Annotated in this window: 22 protein-coding genes and 2 pseudogenes; 6 read left to right on the plus strand and 18 right to left on the minus strand. The window is 37.6% G+C overall.

What is annotated here, in order from left to right:
• The first annotated feature begins 261 nt into the window (after positions 1-261).
• The 4 genes from MT390_RS02280 to galM all read left to right on the plus strand — a co-directional run bounded on the left by MT390_RS02280 (position 262) and on the right by galM (position 5199).
• A complete protein-coding gene (locus tag MT390_RS02280; protein WP_499439367.1) occupies positions 262-1266 on the plus strand; it encodes a substrate-binding domain-containing protein in 1005 nt (334 codons plus the stop codon).
• A gap of 26 nt (positions 1267-1292) precedes the next feature.
• Positions 1293-2855 (plus strand): L-arabinose ABC transporter ATP-binding protein AraG, encoded by a 1563-nt coding sequence (gene araG / locus MT390_RS02285; RefSeq protein WP_499439368.1) that lies wholly within the window; start codon positions 1293-1295, stop codon positions 2853-2855.
• Positions 2856-2859: 4 nt separating this feature from the next.
• The gene (gene araH / locus MT390_RS02290; RefSeq protein ID WP_499439369.1) at positions 2860-3843 is read left to right on the plus strand and encodes an L-arabinose ABC transporter permease AraH; all 984 of its coding nucleotides are present in this window, start codon (positions 2860-2862) and stop codon (positions 3841-3843) included.
• Positions 3844-4092: 249 nt separating this feature from the next.
• Positions 4093-5199 carry a galactose-1-epimerase gene (gene galM / locus MT390_RS02295; protein ID WP_499439371.1) on the plus strand — a complete coding sequence of 369 codons (1107 nt, stop codon included), beginning with the start codon at positions 4093-4095 and terminating at the stop codon, positions 5197-5199.
• A 36-nt stretch (positions 5200-5235) separates the two neighbouring features.
• On the opposite strand, the gene araC is transcribed toward galM, so the two are convergent.
• From araC to MT390_RS02355, 12 genes and pseudogenes are all read right to left on the minus strand, one after another.
• Positions 5236-6084 (minus strand): arabinose operon transcriptional regulator AraC, encoded by an 849-nt coding sequence (gene araC, locus MT390_RS02300; protein ID WP_499439373.1) that lies wholly within the window; start codon positions 6082-6084, stop codon positions 5236-5238.
• A gap of 2 nt (positions 6085-6086) precedes the next feature.
• Positions 6087-6926 (minus strand): Cof-type HAD-IIB family hydrolase, encoded by an 840-nt coding sequence (locus MT390_RS02305; protein WP_499439375.1) that lies wholly within the window; start codon positions 6924-6926, stop codon positions 6087-6089.
• An 807-nt stretch (positions 6927-7733) separates the two neighbouring features.
• Complete coding sequence (gene yjfF / locus MT390_RS02310; protein ID WP_499439377.1) at positions 7734-8696, minus strand: galactofuranose ABC transporter, permease protein YjfF; 963 nt, start codon at positions 8694-8696, stop codon at positions 7734-7736.
• Positions 8696-9736, minus strand: a complete 1041-nt coding sequence (locus MT390_RS02315) for an ABC transporter permease (RefSeq protein ID WP_499439378.1) — start codon at positions 9734-9736, stop codon at positions 8696-8698. Before MT390_RS02315 ends, yjfF begins: the two co-directional genes overlap by 1 nt.
• 67 nt (positions 9737-9803) lie before the next feature.
• Positions 9804-11306 (minus strand): sugar ABC transporter ATP-binding protein, encoded by a 1503-nt coding sequence (locus tag MT390_RS02320; protein WP_499439379.1) that lies wholly within the window; start codon positions 11304-11306, stop codon positions 9804-9806.
• A 71-nt stretch (positions 11307-11377) separates the two neighbouring features.
• Positions 11378-12343: an ABC transporter substrate-binding protein gene (locus tag MT390_RS02325; protein ID WP_499439381.1), complete on the minus strand. Its 966-nt coding sequence runs from the start codon at positions 12341-12343 to the stop codon at positions 11378-11380.
• 194 nt (positions 12344-12537) lie between these two features.
• Positions 12538-12693 (minus strand): annotated as a pseudogene (locus MT390_RS02330) (transposase domain-containing protein); the annotation flags it as partial.
• A gap of 51 nt (positions 12694-12744) precedes the next feature.
• Positions 12745-12918 carry a hypothetical protein gene (locus MT390_RS02335; protein ID WP_499439383.1) on the minus strand — a complete coding sequence of 58 codons (174 nt, stop codon included), beginning with the start codon at positions 12916-12918 and terminating at the stop codon, positions 12745-12747.
• Positions 12919-12992: 74 nt separating this feature from the next.
• Positions 12993-13552: pseudogene (locus MT390_RS02340) on the minus strand (IS6 family transposase).
• A 3-nt stretch (positions 13553-13555) separates the two neighbouring features.
• Entirely contained in the window at positions 13556-13699 is a 144-nt protein-coding gene (locus MT390_RS02345; protein WP_499439384.1) for a hypothetical protein, read from the minus strand.
• Positions 13700-13768: 69 nt separating this feature from the next.
• Positions 13769-14104, minus strand: coding sequence for a tetratricopeptide repeat protein (locus MT390_RS02350; RefSeq protein WP_499439386.1), 336 nt, complete (start codon positions 14102-14104; stop codon positions 13769-13771).
• Positions 14105-14141: 37 nt separating this feature from the next.
• On the minus strand, positions 14142-14843 hold the full coding sequence (locus MT390_RS02355; RefSeq protein ID WP_499439388.1) for a DUF2306 domain-containing protein: 702 nt from the start codon (positions 14841-14843) through the stop codon (positions 14142-14144).
• 134 nt (positions 14844-14977) lie between these two features.
• On the opposite strand from MT390_RS02355, the gene MT390_RS02360 reads away from it, so the two are divergent.
• Positions 14978-15847: a LysR family transcriptional regulator gene (locus tag MT390_RS02360; RefSeq protein WP_499439389.1), complete on the plus strand. Its 870-nt coding sequence runs from the start codon at positions 14978-14980 to the stop codon at positions 15845-15847.
• Between the two features lie 679 nt (positions 15848-16526).
• On the opposite strand, the gene MT390_RS02365 is transcribed toward MT390_RS02360, so the two are convergent.
• Positions 16527-17957 carry an IS1182 family transposase gene (locus MT390_RS02365; protein WP_499439390.1) on the minus strand — a complete coding sequence of 477 codons (1431 nt, stop codon included), beginning with the start codon at positions 17955-17957 and terminating at the stop codon, positions 16527-16529.
• Between the two features lie 614 nt (positions 17958-18571).
• Positions 18572-19012, minus strand: a complete 441-nt coding sequence (locus tag MT390_RS02370; protein WP_499439392.1) for an antitoxin Xre/MbcA/ParS toxin-binding domain-containing protein — start codon at positions 19010-19012, stop codon at positions 18572-18574.
• Positions 19013-19190: 178 nt separating this feature from the next.
• On the opposite strand from MT390_RS02370, the gene MT390_RS02375 reads away from it, so the two are divergent.
• The gene (locus MT390_RS02375) at positions 19191-20225 is read left to right on the plus strand and encodes an IS110 family RNA-guided transposase (protein ID WP_499439393.1); all 1035 of its coding nucleotides are present in this window, start codon (positions 19191-19193) and stop codon (positions 20223-20225) included.
• Positions 20226-20592: 367 nt separating this feature from the next.
• Here the strand turns inward: MT390_RS02375 and MT390_RS02380 are convergent, their stop codons facing one another.
• The 4 genes from MT390_RS02380 to MT390_RS02395 form a co-directional block, all read right to left on the minus strand.
• Entirely contained in the window at positions 20593-20886 is a 294-nt protein-coding gene (locus MT390_RS02380) for an antitoxin Xre/MbcA/ParS toxin-binding domain-containing protein (protein WP_499439394.1), read from the minus strand.
• Positions 20887-21235: 349 nt separating this feature from the next.
• The gene (locus MT390_RS02385; protein ID WP_499439396.1) at positions 21236-22837 is read right to left on the minus strand and encodes an exodeoxyribonuclease VII large subunit; all 1602 of its coding nucleotides are present in this window, start codon (positions 22835-22837) and stop codon (positions 21236-21238) included.
• Between the two features lie 59 nt (positions 22838-22896).
• Positions 22897-23253 (minus strand): hypothetical protein, encoded by a 357-nt coding sequence (locus MT390_RS02390; protein WP_499439397.1) that lies wholly within the window; start codon positions 23251-23253, stop codon positions 22897-22899.
• The gene (locus tag MT390_RS02395) at positions 23246-24430 is read right to left on the minus strand and encodes a tyrosine-type recombinase/integrase (protein WP_499439399.1); all 1185 of its coding nucleotides are present in this window, start codon (positions 24428-24430) and stop codon (positions 23246-23248) included. The genes MT390_RS02390 and MT390_RS02395 overlap by 8 nt, the downstream gene beginning before the upstream one ends.
• Positions 24431-24434 lie beyond the last annotated feature (4 nt).

The following is a 24434-nucleotide window of genomic DNA, read 5'->3' on the forward strand; positions in this document are numbered from 1 at the left end:
ACAGATATGTACATTTCCCTTAAAAATTAAAAAAACACAAACACACTTAAATTCAAAGGTTTAATTGTTTTTTAGTAAATTTTAAAACGTAAAAATTAACAGCATGGCAACATTTTGCTGGATGCATGGATTAATTTGCTATTCGATTAAAATGTGAATTCGGAACACTCAATAATTATTTATTTTCCTCTATTCTATTGGCGTGGATTAGATTTTCGGTCTAATTCCAACCTACACAAAAAACAATAATGGAGAATTTATATGGAAATCAAAAAAATATTAACAACTTGTTTGCTGGCAGGTGCCGCTTTTTTAAGTGTTAACGCAAGTGCTGCATTTTGGGGTAATGACGATGATACCTTGAAACTCGGTTACTTAGTAAAACAGCCTGAAGAACCTTGGTTCCAAACTGAATGGGCTTTTGCAGATAAAGCAGCAGCAGCGAATAAGTTTGAACTTATTAAAATGGCAGTACCAGATGGCGAAAAAACATTAAATGCGATTGATACCCTTGCTGCAAGTGGTGCAAAAGGTTTTGTTATATGTACGCCAGATCCTAAATTAGGTTCAGCTATCATGGCAAAAGCAAAAAGCTATGGCTTAAAGGTGATTACTGTCGATGACCAACTTTTAGATCCTAAAGGCAAGCCAATGACTCAAGTGCCATTAGTTATGATGGCTGCTGTACAAATTGGTGAACGCCAAGGTCATGAACTTTATAAAGAAATGACAAAACGCGGTTGGAATATAGCTAAAAGTGCGGTTATGGCAATCACCGCTGATGAATTAGATACTGCGCGTCGTCGCGTTAACGGCTCTATTTCTGCATTAACATCAGATGGTTTCCCTGTTGATCAAATTCATCGAGTTCCAACAAAAGCGAATGATATCCCTGGCGCACTTGATGCTGCTAACTCACTACTCGTTCAATACCCAAATGTAGAAAATTGGTTAATTGTTGGTATGAATGACAACACTGTATTAGGTGGTGTACGTGCAACTGAAGGCCAAGGTTTTACGGCTGAAAATATTATTGGCATCGGTATCAACGGTGTCGATGCGGTAAATGAATTAGCAAAAAGCAAAGCAACAGGCTTTCACGGTTCATTGCTTCCTAGCCCAGACGTACACGGGTACAAATCAACTGAAATGCTCTATCAATGGGTAGTTAACGATGTAGAGCCAGAAAAATTCGTTGAAGTAACGGACGTAGTGTTAATTACTCGTGAAAATTTCAAAGAAGAACTGAAGAAAAAAGGTTTGTAATTCAGTCTTTCATACTACAGAGCTCAATGACTAAAGTGTTGGGCTCTATTTTCGAGGTTATTATGTCATCCCCAAATTACCATGTTGAATTTAAAAATATCTGCCAATATTTTCCTGGTGTTAAAGCCTTAGATGGAATGAGCTTTGGTGTTAAAGAAGCAAGTATTCATGCCTTGATGGGAGAAAACGGCGCTGGAAAATCGACACTGCTGAAGATATTAAGCGGTATAAACCACCCTACCAAAGGTGAGCTCGTTATTGATGGGAAAATCACCACTTTTGAAGATGAAACTGATTCATTAAATAGCGGCATTGCAATTATTTATCAAGAACTTAATCTTATTCCTGAGCTGAGTGTGGCAGAGAATATCTTCCTTGGACAACTGCCAACAAAGAACGCAACTGTAGATTACAAAAAACTAAATGAAATGGCTCGTAAACAGCTAATTCGCTTAGGAGAAGATATAGATCCATCTCAGCCAGTCAAGCGTCTATCGATAGGTCAATGGCAAATGGTTGAAATTGCTAAAGCGCTTAGTCGAGATGCAAAAATTATCGCTTTTGACGAACCAACAAGTAGCTTATCTTCGCGTGAAATAGAAAATTTATTTAAAGTGATTGTTGAACTGCGTGATCAAGGTAAGGTTATTTTTTACGTTTCACATCGCATGGAAGAGATTTTTAGAATTTCAGATGCTCTAACTATCTTTAAAGACGGTACTCATGTTGAAACATTCTACGATTTAAACACTCTCACTCATGACCGTTTAGTGAAGTTAATGGTTGGTAGAGAATTAAAAAATATTTATAACTATCGAACTCGTGACTTCGGCTTTGATGGACTAACAGTGAAGAATCTAATGGGACCAGGTGTTAAAGAGCCTGTTTCTTTAAATATTAAATGTGGTGAAATTCTTGGATTATTTGGGCTTGTTGGTTCTGGTCGTACAGAGTTAACACGATTACTTTTTGGGGCTGAAACCAAATTACAAGGTGAGATATTTATTGATGGCTCACCGGTAAAAGTAAATTCCCCAATAGATGCAATCAAAGCCGGTATTACCTACTGCCCAGAAGACAGAAAACTAAGTGGCATATTGCCAATTCTATCAGTAAAAGAAAATATGAACATTACTGCTCGTCGTAGCAACATCAAATTAGGCTGCTTGATCGACGAAGACTGGGAACATACTAATGCCGACGAAAAAGTACGTAATCTTAAAGTGAAGACACCTAATCTTGAACAGCGCATCGGAAATTTATCGGGTGGTAATCAACAAAAAATTATCCTTGGCCGTTGGCTGTCAACTCACATGAAAGTTCTCATCTTGGACGAGCCAACCCGTGGTATCGATGTCGGAGCTAAATCTGAAATTTATGAATTAATTTTTACATTAGCAGAATCAGGCGTAACAATATTAATGATTTCCAGTGATTTACCTGAAGTACTTGGTGTCGCAGACCGTTTATTAGTAATGAAAGAAGGCCGCATTAGTGGTCACCTAAAACGTAAAGATTTTAGTGAAGAATCTGCCCTAAATTTGGCGATGCTAGAAATGCATACGCCCCAACTTGTCGATGAGGATTAAGTCAATGACAACCAAAAATTCAAATGTTTTACCTACTCCAGTGGTTAAGAAGTCGCACTTTAAGATTGATCAATATTGGGATAGGTTCGGTATGCTTAGCGTATTCGCTGGCTTGTTCTTAATCTGCCTTATTTTTGTACCCAATTTTGGTTCAATGATTAATATGCGCGGTCTCGGACTCGCGATTTCAATGAGTGGCATGATAGCTTGTGCTATGTTATTTTGCTTAGCATGTGGTGATTTAGACTTATCCGTTGCTTCTATTGTGGCTTGCTCTGGTGTTGTTACTGGGGTTGCAATCAACGCATCTGGCAGTGTGGTCATAGGTATCACCGCCGGATTATTATCGGGTGTGGCATTCGGTTTATTTAACGGCTTCATCATCGCTAAATTAAAAGTAAACGCACTTATCACTACCTTAGCAACGATGCAAATTGCTCGTGGGTTGGGTTACATTATTTCCGATGGTAAAGCAGTTGGTATTACTGAAGAAGCTTTTTTTGCAGTAGGTAATGCCACATTTTTGGGTCTTCCATTACCAATCTGGTTAACAGTTGTTACGTTCGCGGTATTTACTTTCTTATTAAATAAAACCGTTTACGGCCGTAATACATTAGCAATTGGTGGTAATGAAGAAGCCGCCAGACTTGCTGGTGTAGATGTCACCAAAACAAAACTAATTATATTTACCGTTTCTGGACTTATTAGCTCACTGGCAGGGGTTATTTTAGCTGCACGCATGACAAGTGGTCAGCCAATGACATCCGTGGGATTTGAGCTTACCGTTATCTCGGCTTGTGTACTTGGTGGCGTATCACTTAAAGGGGGTATTGGTAAAATATCTTATGTTATTGCTGGTGTGCTTATTTTAGGTACGGTAGAAAATGCAATGAACTTACTAAATATATCACCATTCGCACAATACGTAGTTCGTGGGGGTATCTTATTAGCAGCTGTAATCTTTGATAGATATAAGCAACAAAAATAATTAATACCGTGTAATCAGGCTTAATAAACGAAGTTTGATTACACAAATAAACCACTGCTAGTCGTGCAAATACAATGCTTAAGCAATTACTCAACCGCCAAAATTATAAAACGATTAAGTCGATAATAATTTAACCCTACGTCCGTTAGCTTTTTATTTAAGTACTTTGTTATCGTAACCAAATATAGCATCTCACTTTCACCGCTATGGAAGTACTTATATATAAAATAAAAAATAAAGAAGCGCTCTATGCCAATAAATAAGATTTCAACCACACTTAGCTCAAAAAAAGGATTCACGACGAAACAAATCGAGCAATCTCTTACACATGATATTGCTCCTGATGGCAAACCCGCGAAGGTTGTCACGTTAAAAAATAACAATGGAATGTCTATTACCATCATGGACTTAGGAGCAACATGGGTAAGTTGCCAATTGCAAGTTGATGGATCCACACGAGAAGTATTACTCGGTATGATGAAGTTAGATGAGTACATAAATCATTCTGCATATCTTGGGGCGACTATAGGCCGTTTCGCTAACCGTATTAATAAAGGTAAATTTATGTTAAATAATAAAGTTTATCAAACTTCTATAAATAACGATGGAAATACGCTTCATGGTGGAAAAGAAGGATTTAATACACGTAGATGGACAATAGCAGAACGTAGTGATAACCATACAGTCTTTCGATTAACCTCTCCCGATGGAGATCAAGGTTTCCCGGGTAATATATCGATAGAAGTCGCTTACACACTTACTGAGTGTAACCAAGTATGTATCGAATACTCTGCGCTTTGCGATCAAGACTGCCCTATAAATTTAACCAATCACGCATACTTTAATCTCGATGGTTCTGAATCTGGACACTTGATATTGAATCATAAATTACAACTTCAATCAGAATTTTACGCCACTACCGATAAATCACTTATTCCAACAGGAATATTAAATCCCGTTAAAAATACTTCTTTCGACTTCACTAGGCTTAAAACTATTGGATCACACTTACTTCAAGGCAAAGATCAACAATTAGCTAACGGGTATGACCACGCATTTACATTTTCACCTGAGTTGTGTGATGGTGCCACTCCCGTTGCCACACTCATTTCAGGAGACAATAAGGTGACCATGACCGTACTAACCGAAAAACCCGCGATTCAGTTATACACAGGCAATTATTTAGCACAAACCCCCTCTAGAGTTAATATCTACAAGAACTACCAAGGTGTGGCATTAGAGACCCAATTTTTACCTGATGCGCCCAACCAGTGTGCGTGGCCCAAGGAAAATAAGCCTTTTATTGCTAAGAAATCTTTTTATCAATATCAAACAAGTTATCAATTTTATTTTTAAGCGACTCTCCGATGAGTTTATGACGGATATCATTCATCACAAGATTTTCTCTCGATATAGTTTAGGGCTAAGGCCAGTTTTATTTTTAAATACACGAGAAAAATAAAGGGGATCAGAATAGCCAATTAAGCGTGATATATGACTTATAGAATAGTTGGATGTCACTAATAGTTGCTTAGCTCGGCTGATCCTCTGATCATCTCTCCATTGGGTAATCGTCATACCGACTTCATCTCGAAATAAATGCCCAAGCCTTGAAGGCGATAAGAAGACTAACTCCGCTAACTGCTCATTAGAGAATTCTTCACTAAGGTGAGAAGACATATAAAGAATCACTTCTGAAATTCGTGGGTCAATACGTTTTTTAATCAAGCACGGTTGATTCATTTTACAATGGATCAAGATCTGTTCCAGCAAGTTTAGTGTAAGTTCATCAGAGTAAGGCTCGATACTCTTACTCAATACTTCGATTTTTTTAAGTAATACTTCAATAGTAGATTGGTCTTCAATATGTATACCTTTGGTATAGTACACACCATTTATGCATTCTTGCCACTTGAGACGATTATCCCAATAAGCGCGAGGACGGAAGTATATCCAACGATGATGCCAGGTTAAGCTGCCTTGCTGACGATGATAATAATGTGGCACGCCAGCAGGTAGCAAAAGAAGATCTCCTTCTTCAACATCAAAACGGTCATCACCTTTAAAAACCGTCCCTGCTCCTTTTGTGGTCATATTAAGAATATACCCTTTCATTCCATTAGGGCGATCTATCGTAAAATCAAGTTCCCCCCCAGCTTCAATAGGAGTCGAACCAGAAACAAGATGGGCATTAAAATCATACCCAGGTTTTAAGGGATCATTTTGTAATGTATCACGCATATTTACTCCTCAGCGCCATCAATTGGAAAATGTTGTTGCAGGATTCGAGCCACACCATCTCCATGATTATCGGTATCTGAAATAATATCAGCGCAAACTTTCACCTCTGCATTTGCTTGTTGCATCGCGATACCAACACCCGCAAAACGTAACATAGGAATGTCATTAAAGTTGTCCCCCACTGCGACAATATTTTCCGGCTTAATGCCTATTTTTTTTGCATAGTGCGCCAAAGCATTACCTTTATTATTTCCTACTTTAGCAAGATCAATACGTGAAGAGGCAGACCAAGCCCCTTCAAATTTATCCTTAATCCAGTCTTGCTGTAAAAATTTTTGCAATGTGAGGAGATCTCCTTCAACAACAAATTTCCATATGTAATCAGTTGCTGTAATTAGAGAAGTAAATTCGTCAGTTTGATAAATATTGGGTTGTTTCGTTTTAGGAAAAGTTTTCGCCCAAGCATCTAGAGGTTTCATATATGCAATTGGGTCTTCTAAGGAATAGACCATCGCATCTGTAATATACATCACCATTTTTAACTGATGTTGCTCTGAAGAATGTATAAAATATGTGGCTAAATCTTTATTAATTGCATTTTCATACAATACCGTATCCTGTTGATAGTCATAAATATATGTTCCATTACAACAAATAATAGGCGTATCAAGTTGTAATTGTTCGTAATATGGTTTTGCGGCAGTATGGTGACGACCAGTTACAATCAACACATGGTAGTGCACTTTTAGCTGCTGAATAAGCTTTTGGCTGTAAGGATTTAGTTGATGATTATCTTTAAGAATTGTGCCATCTAAATCAATAGCAAGTAATTTATACTTCATATTTATGCCTCAAAAAAGATAGACTAATTCGCTGAGTATTTTATAGTAAAAATATCAAAAAACCCAAAAATAAAGCCTAAAATAAGATCCACACCAAATTTACATGGATTATTTCGCTACAATCCAACTTCAAATACTTGTTCTCTATAATTTATTTATTTTGTAATAGTGGATTAATTTTGAGCACCTAATTAGAGGTAATATTATTCATCTCAATAATTTTATAGGTGAATAAAATGAGTAGAAAATAAAAACGTAATTTCACTCCAGTGTTTCGTCTAGAATCAGCACAATTCAATATACCAAATCCATTAATTTAATAATCAAATATTACGCAGACAAAAGAAACTGGTTTAATGCAGAAATTTCTGTAAATTTTTCAATAGTATAAATAATGGTTCTATCAACTATCAAAATTATCCTATTGCACCTTACCATTTTAGAATGAATCATAAACCAACTCTATCACAAGCAAAAGTAACATAAAAAAACATAGACAATAAAGCTACTCCCAGATATGAAACTCAAAGTATTTTAACATTTTACTCGTAGGCAGAGATTAACTTACAACTTAAATTTATGGACTATTCCGCTAACATGGTCAGAGTGAGTAAAGAGGCATATTTAATGAAAAGTAAGTCGTTACATAAGGTCAAAGCAGAACCATCCAATAAAAGGTAGTATTGGATAGAGTTAAGTAAACAAGCAAAAAAAAGCGACTTCAATGAAGTCGCTGATTATCTTTTCTTATTTTAAATTATCTGTAGCTATTAATAAGCTGCTTTTTTACTTCCGTTAAAAGGTAACTCAAGTAAAGCGACGGCTAAAAGTTACTATGCCTTTTTGTAAAACAATAAAGAAGAATAGTAATACGCCAATGGCAATTTTTGTCCACCAGCTATTCAATGTTCCGTCAAAAGAGATAAGCGTCTGAATGAGTCCTTGGATCATACCGCCAAAAAACGTGCCTAAGACAAAACCCACACCACCACTTAATAACGTTCCGCCAATAACCACAGCAGCAATAGCATCAAGTTCAACACCTACGGTTGCTAACGGATAACCAGAGCCGGTGTAGATTGAAAAGACAATGCCCGCAAGTGCACTATAAAGGCCACTTAGTGCATATATCTTGATGGTTGTACTATTGATTGAAACACCCAACAACTCAGCGGAAACTGAGTCACCGCCTATCGCATAAACATTAGTACCAAAGCTTGTTTTCCTTGAGAGAATAATACCTACAGCAAGTACCACCAACATTACTATAGCGATAAAGGTGAACCCTCCTCGACCTGGTACGCTGATATAAAAATCCGATAATTGGCTTACAAACGGATGGTTAATGGCGACCGCATCCAAACTAATCAAAAATGCTAATCCACGTAATAAAAACATACCAGCCAGCGTCACGATAAAGGCTTGAATCTTAAATACCGCCACAACATAACCCACGATGGCGCCAAATCCAGTACCAATAATAAGAGCCAATACAAAGGCAAAAATTGGGTGAATGCCTAATGAAGTGATCATATAAGCCAACAACACACCGATAAAGGCAATCATTGAACCCACCGATAAATCAATACCACCAGATAAAATAACAAACGTCATTCCAATCGCGGTAATGATGAGAAAAGCATTATCAGTCAATAGATTGGTGAATACTAACGAATCTCGAAAACCTGGATACTGCACCATTCCATAACCATACAAAGATAAAAACACGATAATAGTTGCTATCGTGGGTAGCGTCCTTTCACTAAACATTATTGTTCACTCCTTTTTTTAGATTTCTTTCTATTATTCCAAATCGTTTTGATCTTATTTTTAGTCGTTGGAGATTGAATCAAAAGAACTAGCAGAATAATGGTTGCTTTAACAATTAGATTATATTGTGCAGGGATACCACTTGTTAATATTGCTGTTGTTAATGTTTGAATAATCACCACACCGATTAACGTTAATCCTAAGTATAATCGACCACCAGCAAGTGAACCGCCTGCGATCACCACCGCGAGAATTCCATCCAACTCAAGCCATAATCCGGAGTTATTAGCATCCGCTCCACGTATATCTGAAGCCAATATAATGCCCGCTAGTGCAGAACAAATGCCTGAGAAAATATATGCAGACACGATTAATTTTTTAGAGTCGATACCCACTAAGCGACTCGCATTAGCATTCACACCAACCGCTTCAAAGAACAAACCGAGTGCAGTTTTACGCATGATAAAAATAACTACGCTGACCACCGCAATCAGCAACCAGACTCGAGTAGGTAGCAGCATAAATGAGCCATTACCGAGGAACTCAAAGAACTCTGAGTGGAAGGTAACAATCTTACCGCCGGTGATCATCTGCGCAATACCACGGCCGGCAACCATTAATATCAAGGTGGCAACGATTGGTTGCATACCAATGTAGGCGACTAATAAGCCATTCCATAAACCGCATGCCACACCCGATAGCAGTGCAAACACAAGGATCGTTGCCGGTGATAATCCAGCTTGGGTCAATAAGGTCGCCATGACAGCGCCTGAAATAGCAGTTATGGCACCAACGGATAAATCAATACCACCTGTGCCTATCACTACCGCCATGCCTAAAGCAATCAACGCGGTTGGCATGCTTCGATGTAAGATGTCGATGATGCTTCCGTACAAATGCCCATCAATCATTTTAATTTCTAAGAATCCCGTTGAAAAAATTGAGCTACCAAAGAACACCACAAGAAGCGCAATGACGGGTCCCATATTCTTACTACTGAACCATTTTGAAGTGAGTTTCATTTTATTTAAGTTGTCCATGTTGTCCCTTACATCCACTAAAATTTGGAGCCATAACTCATTTTTATTTAGTTGTTTGGATATTTACTTATTTGGCAATTTCATCAATAATCGTCGTTTGATTTATTTGCTTGCCACTTAGTTCCGCAATCACCTTATGATCTCTCATTACTAATACTTTATCAGCGAAAACAACCAGTTCTTCTAATTCAGAGGACACTACCAACATACTCATTCCATCCTCACATAATTTACGAATCAGCTGAATAATCTCATGATGTGCGCCAACATCAATACCACGAGTCGGTTCATCAAGGATCAGTAAATCAGGGTTGGTCACTAACCAACGAGCCAAAATTACTTTTTGCTGGTTACCACCACTTAACTGACCAACTGGCTTTTCGATATCTGTTGTTGCGATACGCAAACTTTTCACCATATCATCAGCAAATATTTTCTGCTGCTGGAATGGGATCTTGCGGAGCCATCCTCTGCGAGACTGCAGTGCAATAATAATATTTTCTCTTACACTAAGCTCTGAAATAATGCCTGATTTCTTCCTGTCTTCCGGACAAAAACCAAAATCTAACTCAATTGCCTGTTTAGGCGTATGTATCTTTTCGATACGTTTATTAACACAGATATTGCCTGCGTCATAAGCAACAGCACCAAACACCAGCTCAGCCAGTTCGGTACGGCCAGAGCCCAGTAATCCAGCTAAGGTAACAACCTGACCTCGGCGAATATCAAAATCGACAGGTAAAGTTGCCCCCTTACGGCTCAAGCCTTCTACACGGATGAATTCAGGAAGATCTAAATTAACTACTTTTTTATCATCACTCTCAGAAATTGCATGGCCCACCATACACTTAATTAAATCACCACGGGGTAAATCAGCTGTATCAAAAGATCCCACGTGGCAACCATTTCTCAACACACTAATTCTATCTGTAACTTCATAGACTTGATCCAAAAAGTGCGTCACAAAAATGATGCCTATTCCTTGGCTTTTTAATTGCAACATGAGCTTAAATAAACGCACAATTTCTTCTTTATCTAAACTCGCCGTTGGCTCATCTAAAATTAATAATTTGGTTTCGAATGCTAATGCGCGCGCAATCGCGATCATTTGTTGGATAGCAACTGAATATCGGCTCAGTAAATGCGATGGGTCGATGTCTAGTCCAACCCTCCTAAGCATTTCAACAGCCTTGAGATTCTCATGCTTCCAGTTTATAAATCCCAACTTTCTATCTTGAGTTAGCAAGGTTAGGTTTTCAGTCACTGTCATAGTGGGAACAAGGTTTACTTCTTGAAAAACAGTGCTAATCCCTGATTTTTGTGACTCGCCGACATTTTGTGGAGAGATCTCACTTCCATTCAAATATATTTGCCCAGAATTTTTTGCGTATACACCTGTTAAGACTTTGATTAATGTAGATTTACCAGCACCATTTTCACCAAGTAGGGCATGAATCTCCCCATGCTTAACCTGAATTGACACTGAATCCAATGCTTTGATGCCTGCAAAATCGATTGAGATATCTTTAATACTCAATAGGTTTTCTTTACTTGTATCATTATTGGCCATGAAGATAGTCCTATATAGCTAGGAAGCGCCTTAGAAATAAAGACGCTTATTTACTTTGACGTTATATGGTTCTATTTTCTGTTTTTATATTCTTCAGCAGCTGTTGCAGGTAAGAATAGTGGACCGTTAGCTTTTATCCATTTTGGAACATCTTTACCAGCTTTAGACTGACGAATAGCTTCAAATGCTGGTGCACCTAAATGAGGGTTAAGCTCGATTGTTGCATTTGCTTCACCGTCAACCATCGCTTTAAAGATATCTGGAACACCATCGATAGAAACAACAATGATATCTTCACTTGGTTTTAGACCAGCTTCTTTAATCGCAAGAATAGCACCTAATGCCATATCATCATTATGAGCGTATACAGCACATATATCACCGCCTTGTTCTGCTTTGATAAAGCTTTCCATTACTTCTTTACCACCTTTACGCGTGAAATCACCAGACTGTGAACGTGCAATGCTCATATTAGGGAATGAGGCGATAATGCTTTCAAAACCAGTTTTCCTGTCGATAGCAGCAGAAGAACCAACAGTTCCTTGAAGCTCAACAATCTTACAGTTACCATTTGTTTCTGCTGCTAACCATGCAGCAGCTAATGAACCTTCTTCTGTAAAGTCAGAAGCAATCTTAGTTAGATATAAAGATGGATCTGAATCAACTCCCCTATCGATTAATACAACAGGAATAGCTGCACGTTTAGCTTCTTTTAAAACTTGATCCCAACCGGTTTCAACAACTGGAGCAATCAATATTCCATCTACACCTTGAGCAATATAAGAACGAACTGCTTTAATTTGGTTTTCTTGTTTTTGTTGAGCATCAGAAAACTTTAAAGTAATTCCTTGTTTTTTTGCTTCTTTCTTGATTGAATCAGTTTCAGATGTTCTCCAGCCACTTTCAGAGCCTAGTTGCGAAAAACCGTAAGTTTCAGCAAAGGTAGTAGCAGAAAAACAAGATAGCGATAAAAGCAGTAAACTTGGAGCAAATACTTTCCTTAGTGTACGACTTGCATTTTTATTTAATTTCATCATTCCATTCTCCATTTATTGTTAAACTAAGTAGTTTTTTTGTTAACAATCTAAACATAACATGGAAATATTAATTAACATTTTCAGTAGCAGGATTGTCCATTTATTTAGCAAATAAATACTATTGCTTACTAACAAACATGAGGTTTATCACGATTTATTTGTAAGCGCGCAGTTAAGCAGTGCGACCAACTATATCAAGGTTTAAACTGAGCATGCCATGGTAACAAATCACTTAAATCAGCATGTTTTGCGCGGTTAGGCAATTCTTCGAACAACTTCTGGAAATAAAAGTACGGGTTAATGTCATGAGCACGACAAGTCATGACAACACTGTAAAGTATTGCACTGGCCGATACTGTCAACTTATCGAGTTTAACCAAACAAATCCAATAAAATTAGCTCTAAACTAAATTTTGGATACAACTAACCCTACACCATTCGGCAAAGGAGCGATCGCGGAAAATACGATAATGTTTCGCTTGTATTAAATGACGACCAGGTCGAAACAAGTTATTAATCACGCCATGGCAACTCAAAAAACGTTGTGCTTGTCCATGGGATTTGAATCTCCGCATTTGCCTTTCCTGTTGCCGAGCAGGGCATTGTCAACTTACCCAAACGGGATGATTAAAAGCAAAAAAAACAGCCCTTAATCTAAATTTTGGACACAACTAGCCCTATTCCATTCAAAAAAGGCGCGATCACGAAATTCACGGTAGTGCTTAGCTTGCATTAGATGACGCCCAAAACGAAACAGATTATTTACCACACCATGGCAACTCAAAAAACGTTGTGCTTGTCCTTGGGATTTAAACCTCCGCATTTGCCTTTCCTGTTGCCGAGTAGGCTGATGTGATAACTCACATCCATTATTTTCATATTGAACGGTTGAGTGTTCTACGGTTGGGATTAATTCTTTTTTGCTACAGAGTAGCTTGCCAATTTATCTGTCACAATTTTCAACGGCATCACTCCTTGCCCTTTTAATAATCGTTTAAAGAAACGCATGGCAGCCCTTTTATCCTTGCGCTTTTGTACTAAAATATCTATTTCATCACCGTCTTGATCCACTGCTCGCCACAGGTAATGTAATACTCCATTTATTTTAATAAAAACCTCATCCAGGTACCAAGTATCACCAAGCTGACCGCGGTTCTTTTTTATCTGATTACAGTAAGTCGAACCATATTTTTTACACCACTGACGAATCGTTTAATAACTGACAACAATTCTTCTAGCTGCAAGTAACTCTTCGATATCACGAAAGCTGAGTGTAAAACGATGATAAAGCCAAACTGTGTGGCTGATGATTTGAGCAGGATAACGATAACCTGCATAGATATTGGAATTTTTCATGCCTCGATTATCGCATGTTTTTGAAAGTTGCCTTAACTTGACAGTATCCCCCTCGTATAGCTGTGAATATCAATACTTAAAAAATATTCTCGGAGCATTAAGCCTCTGTAGAGATGATCTCGCATAAGCGCTTCTAGGGTATTGATCAACTAAATACTCATATATTAGAGTTGCTTCTTCCTGCCGTCCTAGAGCATCCAATGACTGGGCTCGTAAATATTGTAGTTTTACGACATTTGCTTCTGATAGATCACCAAAGGATTCTGCAATATCGATATTTTCAATTGCTTTATTATATTTATTCATATTAAAAGCATTTTGAGCTTCAACGATAGCACCACTCATCACTATATTACTGCACCCTAATATTAGAAAGCTCAAACACAACAACAGAACTATTTTCATGATATTTCCTCTTATTTTAGACGTTAATGGAATTTTATTATTTATGTATTATGGTTATATTTTTCCGATAATTTTTTAAAAATAATAAACGAGAAATCCAATAAATAGCAAAGATAACAACTAGTAATTGAGGAATGGATAAAAGATAATTTCCTCGGGCCGACTCCGGAAAAATGATGGAGCCTGGACCAGTAAAAAGGCTCGAGATAGCAAAAAATAGGCAGCAGCTCATTCTCCAAATATGTCTGATAATTCTATGTTTTCCCTGAACACCGCCTTTTTTAAGGTTGTTAACATCAAGAATCATAGACATAAATGCTAGAGCAGAAAAGAAAAAATAAGCATCATTTGGAGGTAAGCTTTCTGCTTGACTCTGTATATTAACCACATTTCCCCTCATAATAAGACCGGCAATCGAAATGCACAATGCGACCACAGGCGCTAGAATATCTATAGTACCAACAGTAGCTTCAGAACGATGAATAGTGGACCAAGCCGTTACAACCAAATAGACCATAAAGAACACAAAAAGAATTCCTAATGGAGATATACTCCCAGGTGAATACCAGGCTTCAGCAACAATAACAGTCCCCATTAAGATGATAGAACTGACGAAAAATCGTCCCGCTAATTTATGTAAAGAAGATCCCTTACTTAGCAAAAGTGCAATAGCTCCGCTAAATACGACAACTGAACCTATTAGCATATGCATCGCCATTAATAATGAAATATCCAACATGATTTATCTACCTACAGACTATTGAAACAACAACAATATCATGCTAAAAAGTATGGTCAATATACTTAAAGCGCCTATAGAATATACAAATACGCATGAGCTGGAGTTCAATAAAATTCGATTGGAATTATGCAATGGCCTTCTTAGTAACGGCAGAAGAGGGATCTCTTTCGGCGGCAGGTCGCGCACTCGGAATTGCACAACCGACAGTGGGTCGTCAAGTTGCAGCTTTAGAAAAAGAATTAGATGTCATTCTATTTGACAGGGTTGGCAAGCAGCTAGTATTGACCCAGATTGGGCTCGAGTTAGTTGATTATGTTCGCCAGATGTCAGAAGCGGCTTCTAGAGTATCAATAGCAGTAAGCGGTCAATCTCAGGAGCTGGACGGAGAAGTTTGCATATCTGCGATTGATTCAATAGCGGTACTTTGTTTGCCACCGATAATTAAAAAATTACGAGTTTCTTATCCAGGTATTAAAATTAATGTTATTGCGTCAAACGAGCTTAGCAACTTAGGTCAAAGAGAAGCGGATATTGCCATTAGAAACATCCAACCTACTCATCCTGATCTTGTTGCAAAAAAAGTCTGTGATGTGGCAGCTCGCCTTTATGGTTCTAAAGAATACCTCGACAAATTAGGTCGCCCTATTACCGTTGCCAAACTCAACAAAGCTGAGTTTTCAGGTTTTAATAGGTGCGATGAATCGATAATCTCTCTAAGTGATCTCGGTCTATCCGTTACACCAAATAATTTTTCAGTAGTTTCTGAAAACCACTTGGTTCAGTGGGAGAATACGAAACTAGGTATAACACTTGGAATGATGATAGAGGCAGTTGGAGACAGAGAGCCACTAGTAGAACGTGTACTCTCTGATTCTAAAGTAATTATTTTCCCGATCTGGTTAGTTGCTCATAAACAACTCAAGAGTAGTAAGCGTATCCGTGCTGTGTTCGATCTATTATCAGACTCTCTTTCAGAACTATCGGTGGTTAAAAAAAAATAAAAACAAGAAAATTAAACCAAATTTATGGAGAATTTTAATTCCTCCATTTGATACTGTAAAAGCATTAACTAACGATTGCAATAATCTCAAATCCTGATTTTCATACACAGGTATTTACTTTTCAGTATAAACTAATGCCACTTTTCTTATGTTGAGTAGTATTAGGTTTGAAGAAAGCCCTAATAAATGAACTAAATAATTTTTTGGGCTCATGATAATTATTTCTGCAAGAATAGGGATAATAATTATTCTGGATAAACTTAAAAAGACGTTTTATAAACCAAATCCAGAAAAAATATTAGAGATAGAACGAGTTCTTGAAGCTCTTTCCACAAAACGTAGAGGTGGAGTAGTTCATAAGATTGATGGTAAATATAGTGTGCTCATTGATTTTGGTGCACCAAAACTTAACAAATGACTATGGTTGCTAATCGCTGGCTCGCTAATGTGGGCGAAAGCGACTTAACAGTAATGTCCGCTATGTCGGCAGGCCGTGTAAAAACTCGGAATTCAACCGTCAACCTTTGTTGTGTGTGAGGCTCAACGTTCCAAATCAACTTTGTCCTTAATTATTATCATTAGCGCGGTATACCCTTTTTGCACTGTTATAGTCAGCCAATAATGATGAACGTGACGTTTTGAGGCTATTTTATAGCTCGAGTTTAGGATATATGCCTCCTTATTGCCTGATGGCTGCCATTAACCCAGTCGTTCCCATTATGTTCATCATTCGTTTCATGTTGTAAGCCAGCACATGCAGGCTCATTTCGATACTCACATTCTTTTTGCGCTTCATTAAGAAGTGCGTCGCGCCCATCCACATCTTAATCGTACCAAACGGATGCTCCACGGTTTGTCTTCTTAGCACCGATATCTCGGGATTGTCATCGAGCCGCTGTTGCATCGCATCTATCTCTTCTTCGTGAATCCAGCGTCTCATTTTCCTTGCCTCTTTCGCTGATTTCGTGCATTTGTCTCTGATATTACAATCTCGGCAAGCATAAAAATTAACGTACACCTTTTGCTCAAGACCGCGTTCAGTTACGTTACGTCGATGCGATAATTCCTCACCCGCGGGGCAAATATAAAGGTCTTTGTCTTTATCGTATTTAAACAGCGACTTATTGAATATGCCTTTCTTTTCTGAGCCAGAGGTATCAGTTTGTGGCACATTTGCTGTCATGCCTAAGTCTTGTGTGGCTTTAATATCGTTGCGACTAAAGTAGCCCTTGTCGGCGATGATGGTGATGTCTTGTTTGCCTAATGTTTTTTGGACTTGCTCTGCCACTAAGGTAAGCTGTCCTCTATCTGTTGTCATAGTAACATCGTGTTCAACAATCAAGTGATGCTTACTATCTACCGCGCTTTGTACGTTATAACATACCTGCCTTTCCCAACTTTGCGTTTTCATTAACCTTGCATCAGGGTCGGTTTGTGATACTTGCTTGTCTGAGTGTTCATTCACTTCTTTTTCAATTGCTTTAAGTTCTATTAAACGCGCCTCAAGCCATGCTAATTTCGAAGGTGATACCGTCGTACCGATATCCTTCTCATCCCCATCTTTTGTATCCATTTGGTTTAAGTATTGTTGAATACTCTTTTCTATTCGCTCGATATGCGCTTGAACTTTGGTGGGTGTATAATTTTTAGATTTATTATTAACGGCCTTAAATTTACTGCCATCGATAGCGAACACTGAATCCTCAAACATGTTGAGTTGACGACATAACTCAACAAACTGGCGGCAGACATTTTTAAGCCCCTTGCCATTATCTTTCCTAAAGTTGGCGATGGTTTTAAAGTCAGGTCTTAAACGTTCAAGCAACCACATCAATTCAACGTTGCGATGGCTTTCTTTTTCTAAGTGGCGAGATGATTGAATACGATTTAAGTAACCGTAAATATAGAGTTTCAACATGGTGGCAGGATGGTAGCCTGGTCGGCCGGTTCGCTTTGGGTTAACGCTATCAAAACCCAGCGTGAGTAAATCAAGATGGTCGACAAACGTATCGATTACTCGAACTGAATTATCTTGGGTAACAAAGTCATCTATTGCTTCTGGGAAGAGTGTCGATTGGTGTCTTGGTTGACCTTTAATATGGTGAGACATATCAGATTTCCTCTGGTTTGGCTTACCACATTATTATACTAAAATTGGCCTCGAAGTTGGATCGCTGGCTAAGATTGTTTGATCATAAGTACCTCGTGCTTAGACCAAAAGGTGATCAATAGTTTTTACACGGCCTGTCGGAACAGCTGACGTTACATATTTTAAAATAGCAGATAAATCCTAGGGCGGTTTGTGCCCATTGCGCCTCAGAAAGCCAATTCGCTAAAGCCCCCTTAGAGATAGAAGATCAGCTCACCAAAATAAAAATTATGAGTGACTTGATTATTAATAAATTTGCTTTAGACATTTCGGCCGAAATGCCTAGCATTGACATAGATTTATGGTTTGAAAAAACTAGGTAGCCCACCGATGGACACAACAAAGCCGATGATATCAGCGACTTTGTTGTTTTATAGCTAGAAATAATCACGTAAACTAACTACTTTCACCTGCTCAAAACTAGTATCAATAGTTAAAAGAACATAAGCCCCTTTGCGCCTTAGAAAGCTAATTGAAGTGAGATAGAAGTCTGGATAAGTAAAGTCATCGTAACTTCTTATAATCAAAAAAAGTTGAGATAGTCGTTTGTATTACAGCAGAGTAAACTGAACCGTTTAGTTAAAAATACCTTGCTCAAGTCTGCCAATGACATTCAAAACGATCTCAGCATCTTTATCATTTGATAGCATATCAATAGGTAACCTGCCTCCTAAAGCCTTTACTGGCGTTTTTAACCATATCAAAGCCTCTTTCTCATTTTCAAAGAATTGAACCGCAGAAATTAAAACTTTAGCATATCGTTCTGATTCATCGTCATCCAATTTAATTAAACTCTTGTTGAGCTCAGTAAATTCAAGAGCTGAATCTTCATACCTAGAGATTGCTGGCCACAATACTTCGTATAGGATTGAATTATTGTCATCATGAGAGTCTGTCAATTTATCAGTTAGGGCTATAGCTTCTTCGTATTGTTCTTTTGATGTAATGCCATCCCAGTCAAACGGCAGTGCTTCTTGAAGTTGACGCGCAATATCAATAATTTTTTGAATGTCCATTTGATCACCATTGAAACAAAATAATGTACATTAGACTCTTAGTCTGAATATTCTATTAAGGTTGCATCTAAAATAATTACCTAAGGCTCTAAGTGATGTGATGGACGCCCCTCCCTAGTAGCTAATGGCGTCACATTTGCCATAATTAGATTAGTTCGTTTAATCAAAGGAGCATCGCATGAATATTAAAGTGGTTGGTATTGATTTAGCAAAGCATTATTTTCAGGTCTGCGTTCTTACTGATGAAAATAAGATCCACTCCAATAAGAAAGTGACCAGAACTCGTCTATTAGATGTCGTCCGTCAGTTTCCTGAAGGGACATTAATCGCAATGGAGGCATGTGGCAGTTCAAACTATTGGGCTCGTACATTTGCTAAAATGGGTTTTGAAATCAAACTCATTCCTCCTCAACATGTAAAACCATTTGTTGGCCATCAAAAAAATGATGCAAATGATGCCCGTGCAATATGTGAGTCAGCATTTAGGCCTGATGTGCATGGTGTCCCAACTAAAACAATTGAGTTACAAGACATTAAATCAATAAGGTGTATCAGGCAACGAAGAGTAGAACAACGACTAGCAGCTGCAAATCAATTAAAAGGCTTAGCCAGTGAATATGGCGTCATAATAGCTAAAAGTTTTAAATGCTTGAGGGAACAAGTACCTATTGCTTTAGAAGATCCTGATAATGAATTATCTATAGTAATGAGAAGAATGCTTCATGGCTTACTTACTGAAATTAACACACTTACCGATGAAATAAAGTCATTAACTTTAGATCTTGAAGCACTTTGCAAACAACAACCACGCTATCAAGCTTTATTAGCTATTCCTGGGTTTGGTCCAATTGTAACCGCAGCGTTTTTAAGTCAGGTTGGTTCAGGAAAACAGTTCTCAAATGGCAGACAATTATCTGCATGGTGTGGTTTAGTCCCTAGACAGTTTAGTTCTGGTGGTAAAACCAAACTTGGAAAGATAACCAAAAATGGCAACAACGAACTAAGGGCATTACTCATCCATGGAGCAAGATCTGTCTCTAAATATACACCTGAACGAACGGATGCACTCAGCCGATGGTTCAATGCTCTTGCATTGAGAAGCGGTAAAACAAAAGCAATTGTAGCTCTAGCAAACAAGTTAACGCGTATTGCTTGGGTAATCGTTACGACGAATGATGAATTTAAAGCGAATTGTGCATTTAAAACTGCGTAGTTAAGCAGATAGGTTTTAAGTGATAAAAGTTTACACCCTAGTTTAAGTTTGCAATGCTTGATGAAAAACGGTCAACCGTTCCTGTAAAAACCTGCTTTGGGGCTTGGCATTTAAATGTCGACTTTGTGATTAGGAGACAGGATTCGGATTACATCATGGCGCAGGTTATTGATAACCTACCAAGACGTCGGATATATGACAGCAGACTGTATCTTCATTAAAACTTGCAATAACCGGGGCGTCCATATATGCCCCTTTCTGCCCCAGAACACCAAGTCTCAAACTCCCCCGAAGCGCCCTAGATGGCTAAGTCACAATGCCCGATATGTGAAGTAGCAGATAAAGTTAGTTAAGTATTTTTCTTATTTTACCGATTTGATTCAAAGTATTTTTTTACTGTCAGTAATCCTGCTTCAGTTTTGCATGCATCAATTGGAGTGCAATTAAAAGCTTTATTTAGATCATTAAACCAGTGGATCATAAAACTCTTATCACCACCTGATTTTGCGTATAACTGTTTATATATTTCAATAAAATATAAACGCATTTTCTGTGAGTCAAAAATTATTGGGATTTCTTTTTTTGATGGATCTTGAACTAAGGTCAACCATGCATTGTTGAACGCTTTATCTAAAACATCTATCTGCTTTAATTCCTTCATCACATACCTCAAATTAATTCCATTAAATTATTAGTGAGTAAATATATCGCTAAAAAGTAATATTAACTTCACATATCAGATTGTAAATGATGATGCTTCCGATCTCGATATGTGCCACTTTCAGAGATAGATGATGGAGAAAAATGCTCCTTTATGACTTACCATCAAAAAACTCTGAGTTTTATTTGATCTCTAATCAAACAAAACAACAAACATAGTGGCTTTACTCACCATTTAGCCAATACACAAGGAATATTTTGTCTCTAAAGCACCTACGAAAGCTAATTTTACTAAAGTGCAATACGCTCTTTTTAGCCTTATATATTTACAAATTTATCGCTAGATTGACTTAGCTAGCTACAGCTGGAAAATCACTCCTCACATTAACCAACTTATTAACACGCTCTGCAGCTTTGGTTGGCGTAGACTCAGAATAATTTGCCGCCTCATCAATACTTAAAGTATTAGTCGAATGTCCTAGGCCAGTTACTACGATTATTCCCTTCTCAGTTAACCTAGAAATATACGTCTTAGCATCAGCTGAGTTAAAGGCAGTAAATGTCTTATGACTTAAGTCTCCCCCACCTCTTACAATAGCGACAATATCTTGATCATGAAAATCTATATTTGCAAGATACTGGCTTAAAGCATTGTGGTTTGAAGCCTCTCTCCCTAGAAAGACTTTTAAACAAGTTTGCTCTATGCGTAAGCGTTCAATAAAGTCGATAAAACCATCCGAATGATGACTTGTTGTAACCACAATAACTCGTCTTTCATCACTGATGACGCTTTGGATACTACTTTTTTCTGAAGCAAGTGTTATTTCTTTGGGCACTTCTTTTTTAATCACTGCTTCCATAAAATGTTTATTGAGAACATAAATATTCTTTATACTGATTTCGGGATTATGCCCTTTAATGATCGTTTCAACTCTCCAATCCTCCCAATCCATATTATTGTCTAACTTGGGGATCTCTTCTGCAGTAAAATAAGTGACATGAGAACTAGACCCACGACGATTGGTTGCATAACAATGAACAAACCAGCTTGAAGCTATACCTATTACTGTTCTATTCCAATCTATCGTTTTTACGATATCGATAACGCCACATTTTTGTAAAGCATGGATATATTTTTCACATAGTGGGTGCGCCTCTTCCAGAGGAAACTCATTAATGGTGAGATAATTTCGTTGCTTATTTTTATACAATTTTTGCAATTTAAAAATAATATCGTGCAACTCGGGTGGTATCTGAGAATGATGCTTTATAAAATTATCATATTGAATAAATTTATCGGGTGTCTCATGAGAGCCACAAGGCAAGTTGAATTGTAATTCTGATAGACTTTTATTCAATTCTTTAATCATGTTCGACAACATTGCATCAGAAAATACTTCACGAGCACTTTTAGGTAAGGATTTTCCATTATTACCGCATGTCGGACATTGGCTCGCAATAAAAGCGGCATTAGGATTCGTCTTTCCTAATGATTTGTGAACCCAATTATTATCACAAAATGTGCACTTAATTTTAAATTTATAGTAATGCAAAGGTGAGAAATCGGGCAGTTTTTTTATTTTTCGATATTCGCTACCACTTAAACCATCATCCTCTAAAATTTTATCTGTCAGTATTAAATTAAGTACTTTCCAATCTTCAACACAAGCTTGTTCACAGATATTTAAAAATGTCGCATCAATAGATGTGTCCCATAATTTTATTAAATGGTGACCTGTTAATGCGTTTAACTGGGCTTTAACTGATTCACTCACAGATTTAATATGCTGAGGCCATTCTCCTGTGTCAAAAACAAAAGATTGCCGATATAGCAATTCTTGCTTAACTCTTCTTTCACTGACATCAATATCATTAAATAATGGCAGGAATACTTTCTTAATCATTTTTTCTACAATACTCTCAACAACCTCTAAACTAATACTTTCTTTCATGTTCACCTCAACAATATAATCAACAACAAACGGTGCTAAATGCACCGCTTTATTGGTTATTAATATAAATATAAATCTTGCTGCATACGATTAAGTCGCATCAATAGTCGATTCTGTAATTCACTTATTGGGCAACAAAATTCACATTGATTTAATTCCACCAATTGCTCAAGTAACCACTGTTCGATAACTTGTATATTGGTGAGATATTCATAACCACAGAGCAACGCAACGGCTCTTTCTTTTTGTTGGATGTTTAAATTTTGACAAAGAACCTGGGCAACTTCATAGGTTGATTTTAATAACGCTTTGGTTAATTTAATCCTTTGCACTTGCAACTCAGACAAACACGCTTCACGTTGTGAAATCTCATTATCTATCTGCCTCACAATAGGATGATCTTGGACACTAAGCATCAGCTTCTCCTTGAGTTTCGATGTAACGATCGAACGCACTACCATCTTGACGCGTTAAGTTAGGGACATAGCGCGAGTACACGCGGAAAAGCATAGTTGTGGTGCTGTGCCCCATTTGTTGTGCAATCCACTCTGGAGACTCACCTGCTGCAAGTAATAAGGTCGCAAAGGTATGGCGTGTTTGGTACGGATTTCGGTATTTCAAGTTCAAGCGTTGAAGCATTGGTTCCCAAATAACACGGCTTATCGTTTGATAATTAAATGCTTTACCATCTGCTTTACAAAAAACAAATTTACTTTTATGTTTAGTAGACTTCATTTGTACTTTCAGAGCAGAGACAACGCGATCAGTTAGTTTAATAACGCGATTAGAGCCATCCGTTTTTACATCAGTCATTTCACCTTTGACCAAACTTTGATCGATATAGATTTGCTTCTTATCTAAATCAACTCTATCCCAATATAAGCCATCAATTTCACCCGTACGTAAACCGGTAAAGAAACGCACTGTGTAATAAGGCTTAAAATCATCAGGAGCGGTATTGATAAGTCGCTCAACCTCTTCAAGTGAAAATGGGTCAACTTCTGTTCTTGGAACTTTTAACGCTTTTATATTTTTCCAAGGTGTCGTAAACTCATATCGATCAGCGGCTTCGTTAAGCATCATTCTTAGTGGTGTCATAATATGATTGATACGAGAGGCGGATAGTGTTTTCTTTGTTCGAGTCTGGACTTTGGCGAGAGCAGCTCGAAACGTTAAGATGTCTTGTTTTTTGATGGCGCTGATCTTCATTTTCCCAAATGCAGGGAGAATATGAGAATCTAAAATACCTTCAATCGATTGTTTATGACTTTTACGCCACTCTATCACTTTTTCACTAAACCATATTTCAGAAAACTCTTTTACGGTTGGTGCATTTGCACTACTGAAATGATGTGAAGCTATTTGTTTACGTTGTTGAAGCTCTGCAAATTGAATCGCTTTCTTTGAATTTGGAAAGTACTTAACGTAATCAAACTGATCCAACATAATTTCAGCTTCAATAACTTTTAGTAATTTCTCTAAGCGTTTTCTATTTGCTGGCGTATCTGTTAACTTTGTATACTCACGATAACGATTCCCTTGAGCTCTGAAGTCAATATATAACTTTTTGCTTTTTGCATTTATAGATCCCATAAAT

Origin of the sequence: Vibrio sp. 2-Bac 85, assembly GCF_037546705.1 — a bacterium.
Lineage (GTDB): Bacteria > Pseudomonadota > Gammaproteobacteria > Enterobacterales > Psychromonadaceae > Psychromonas.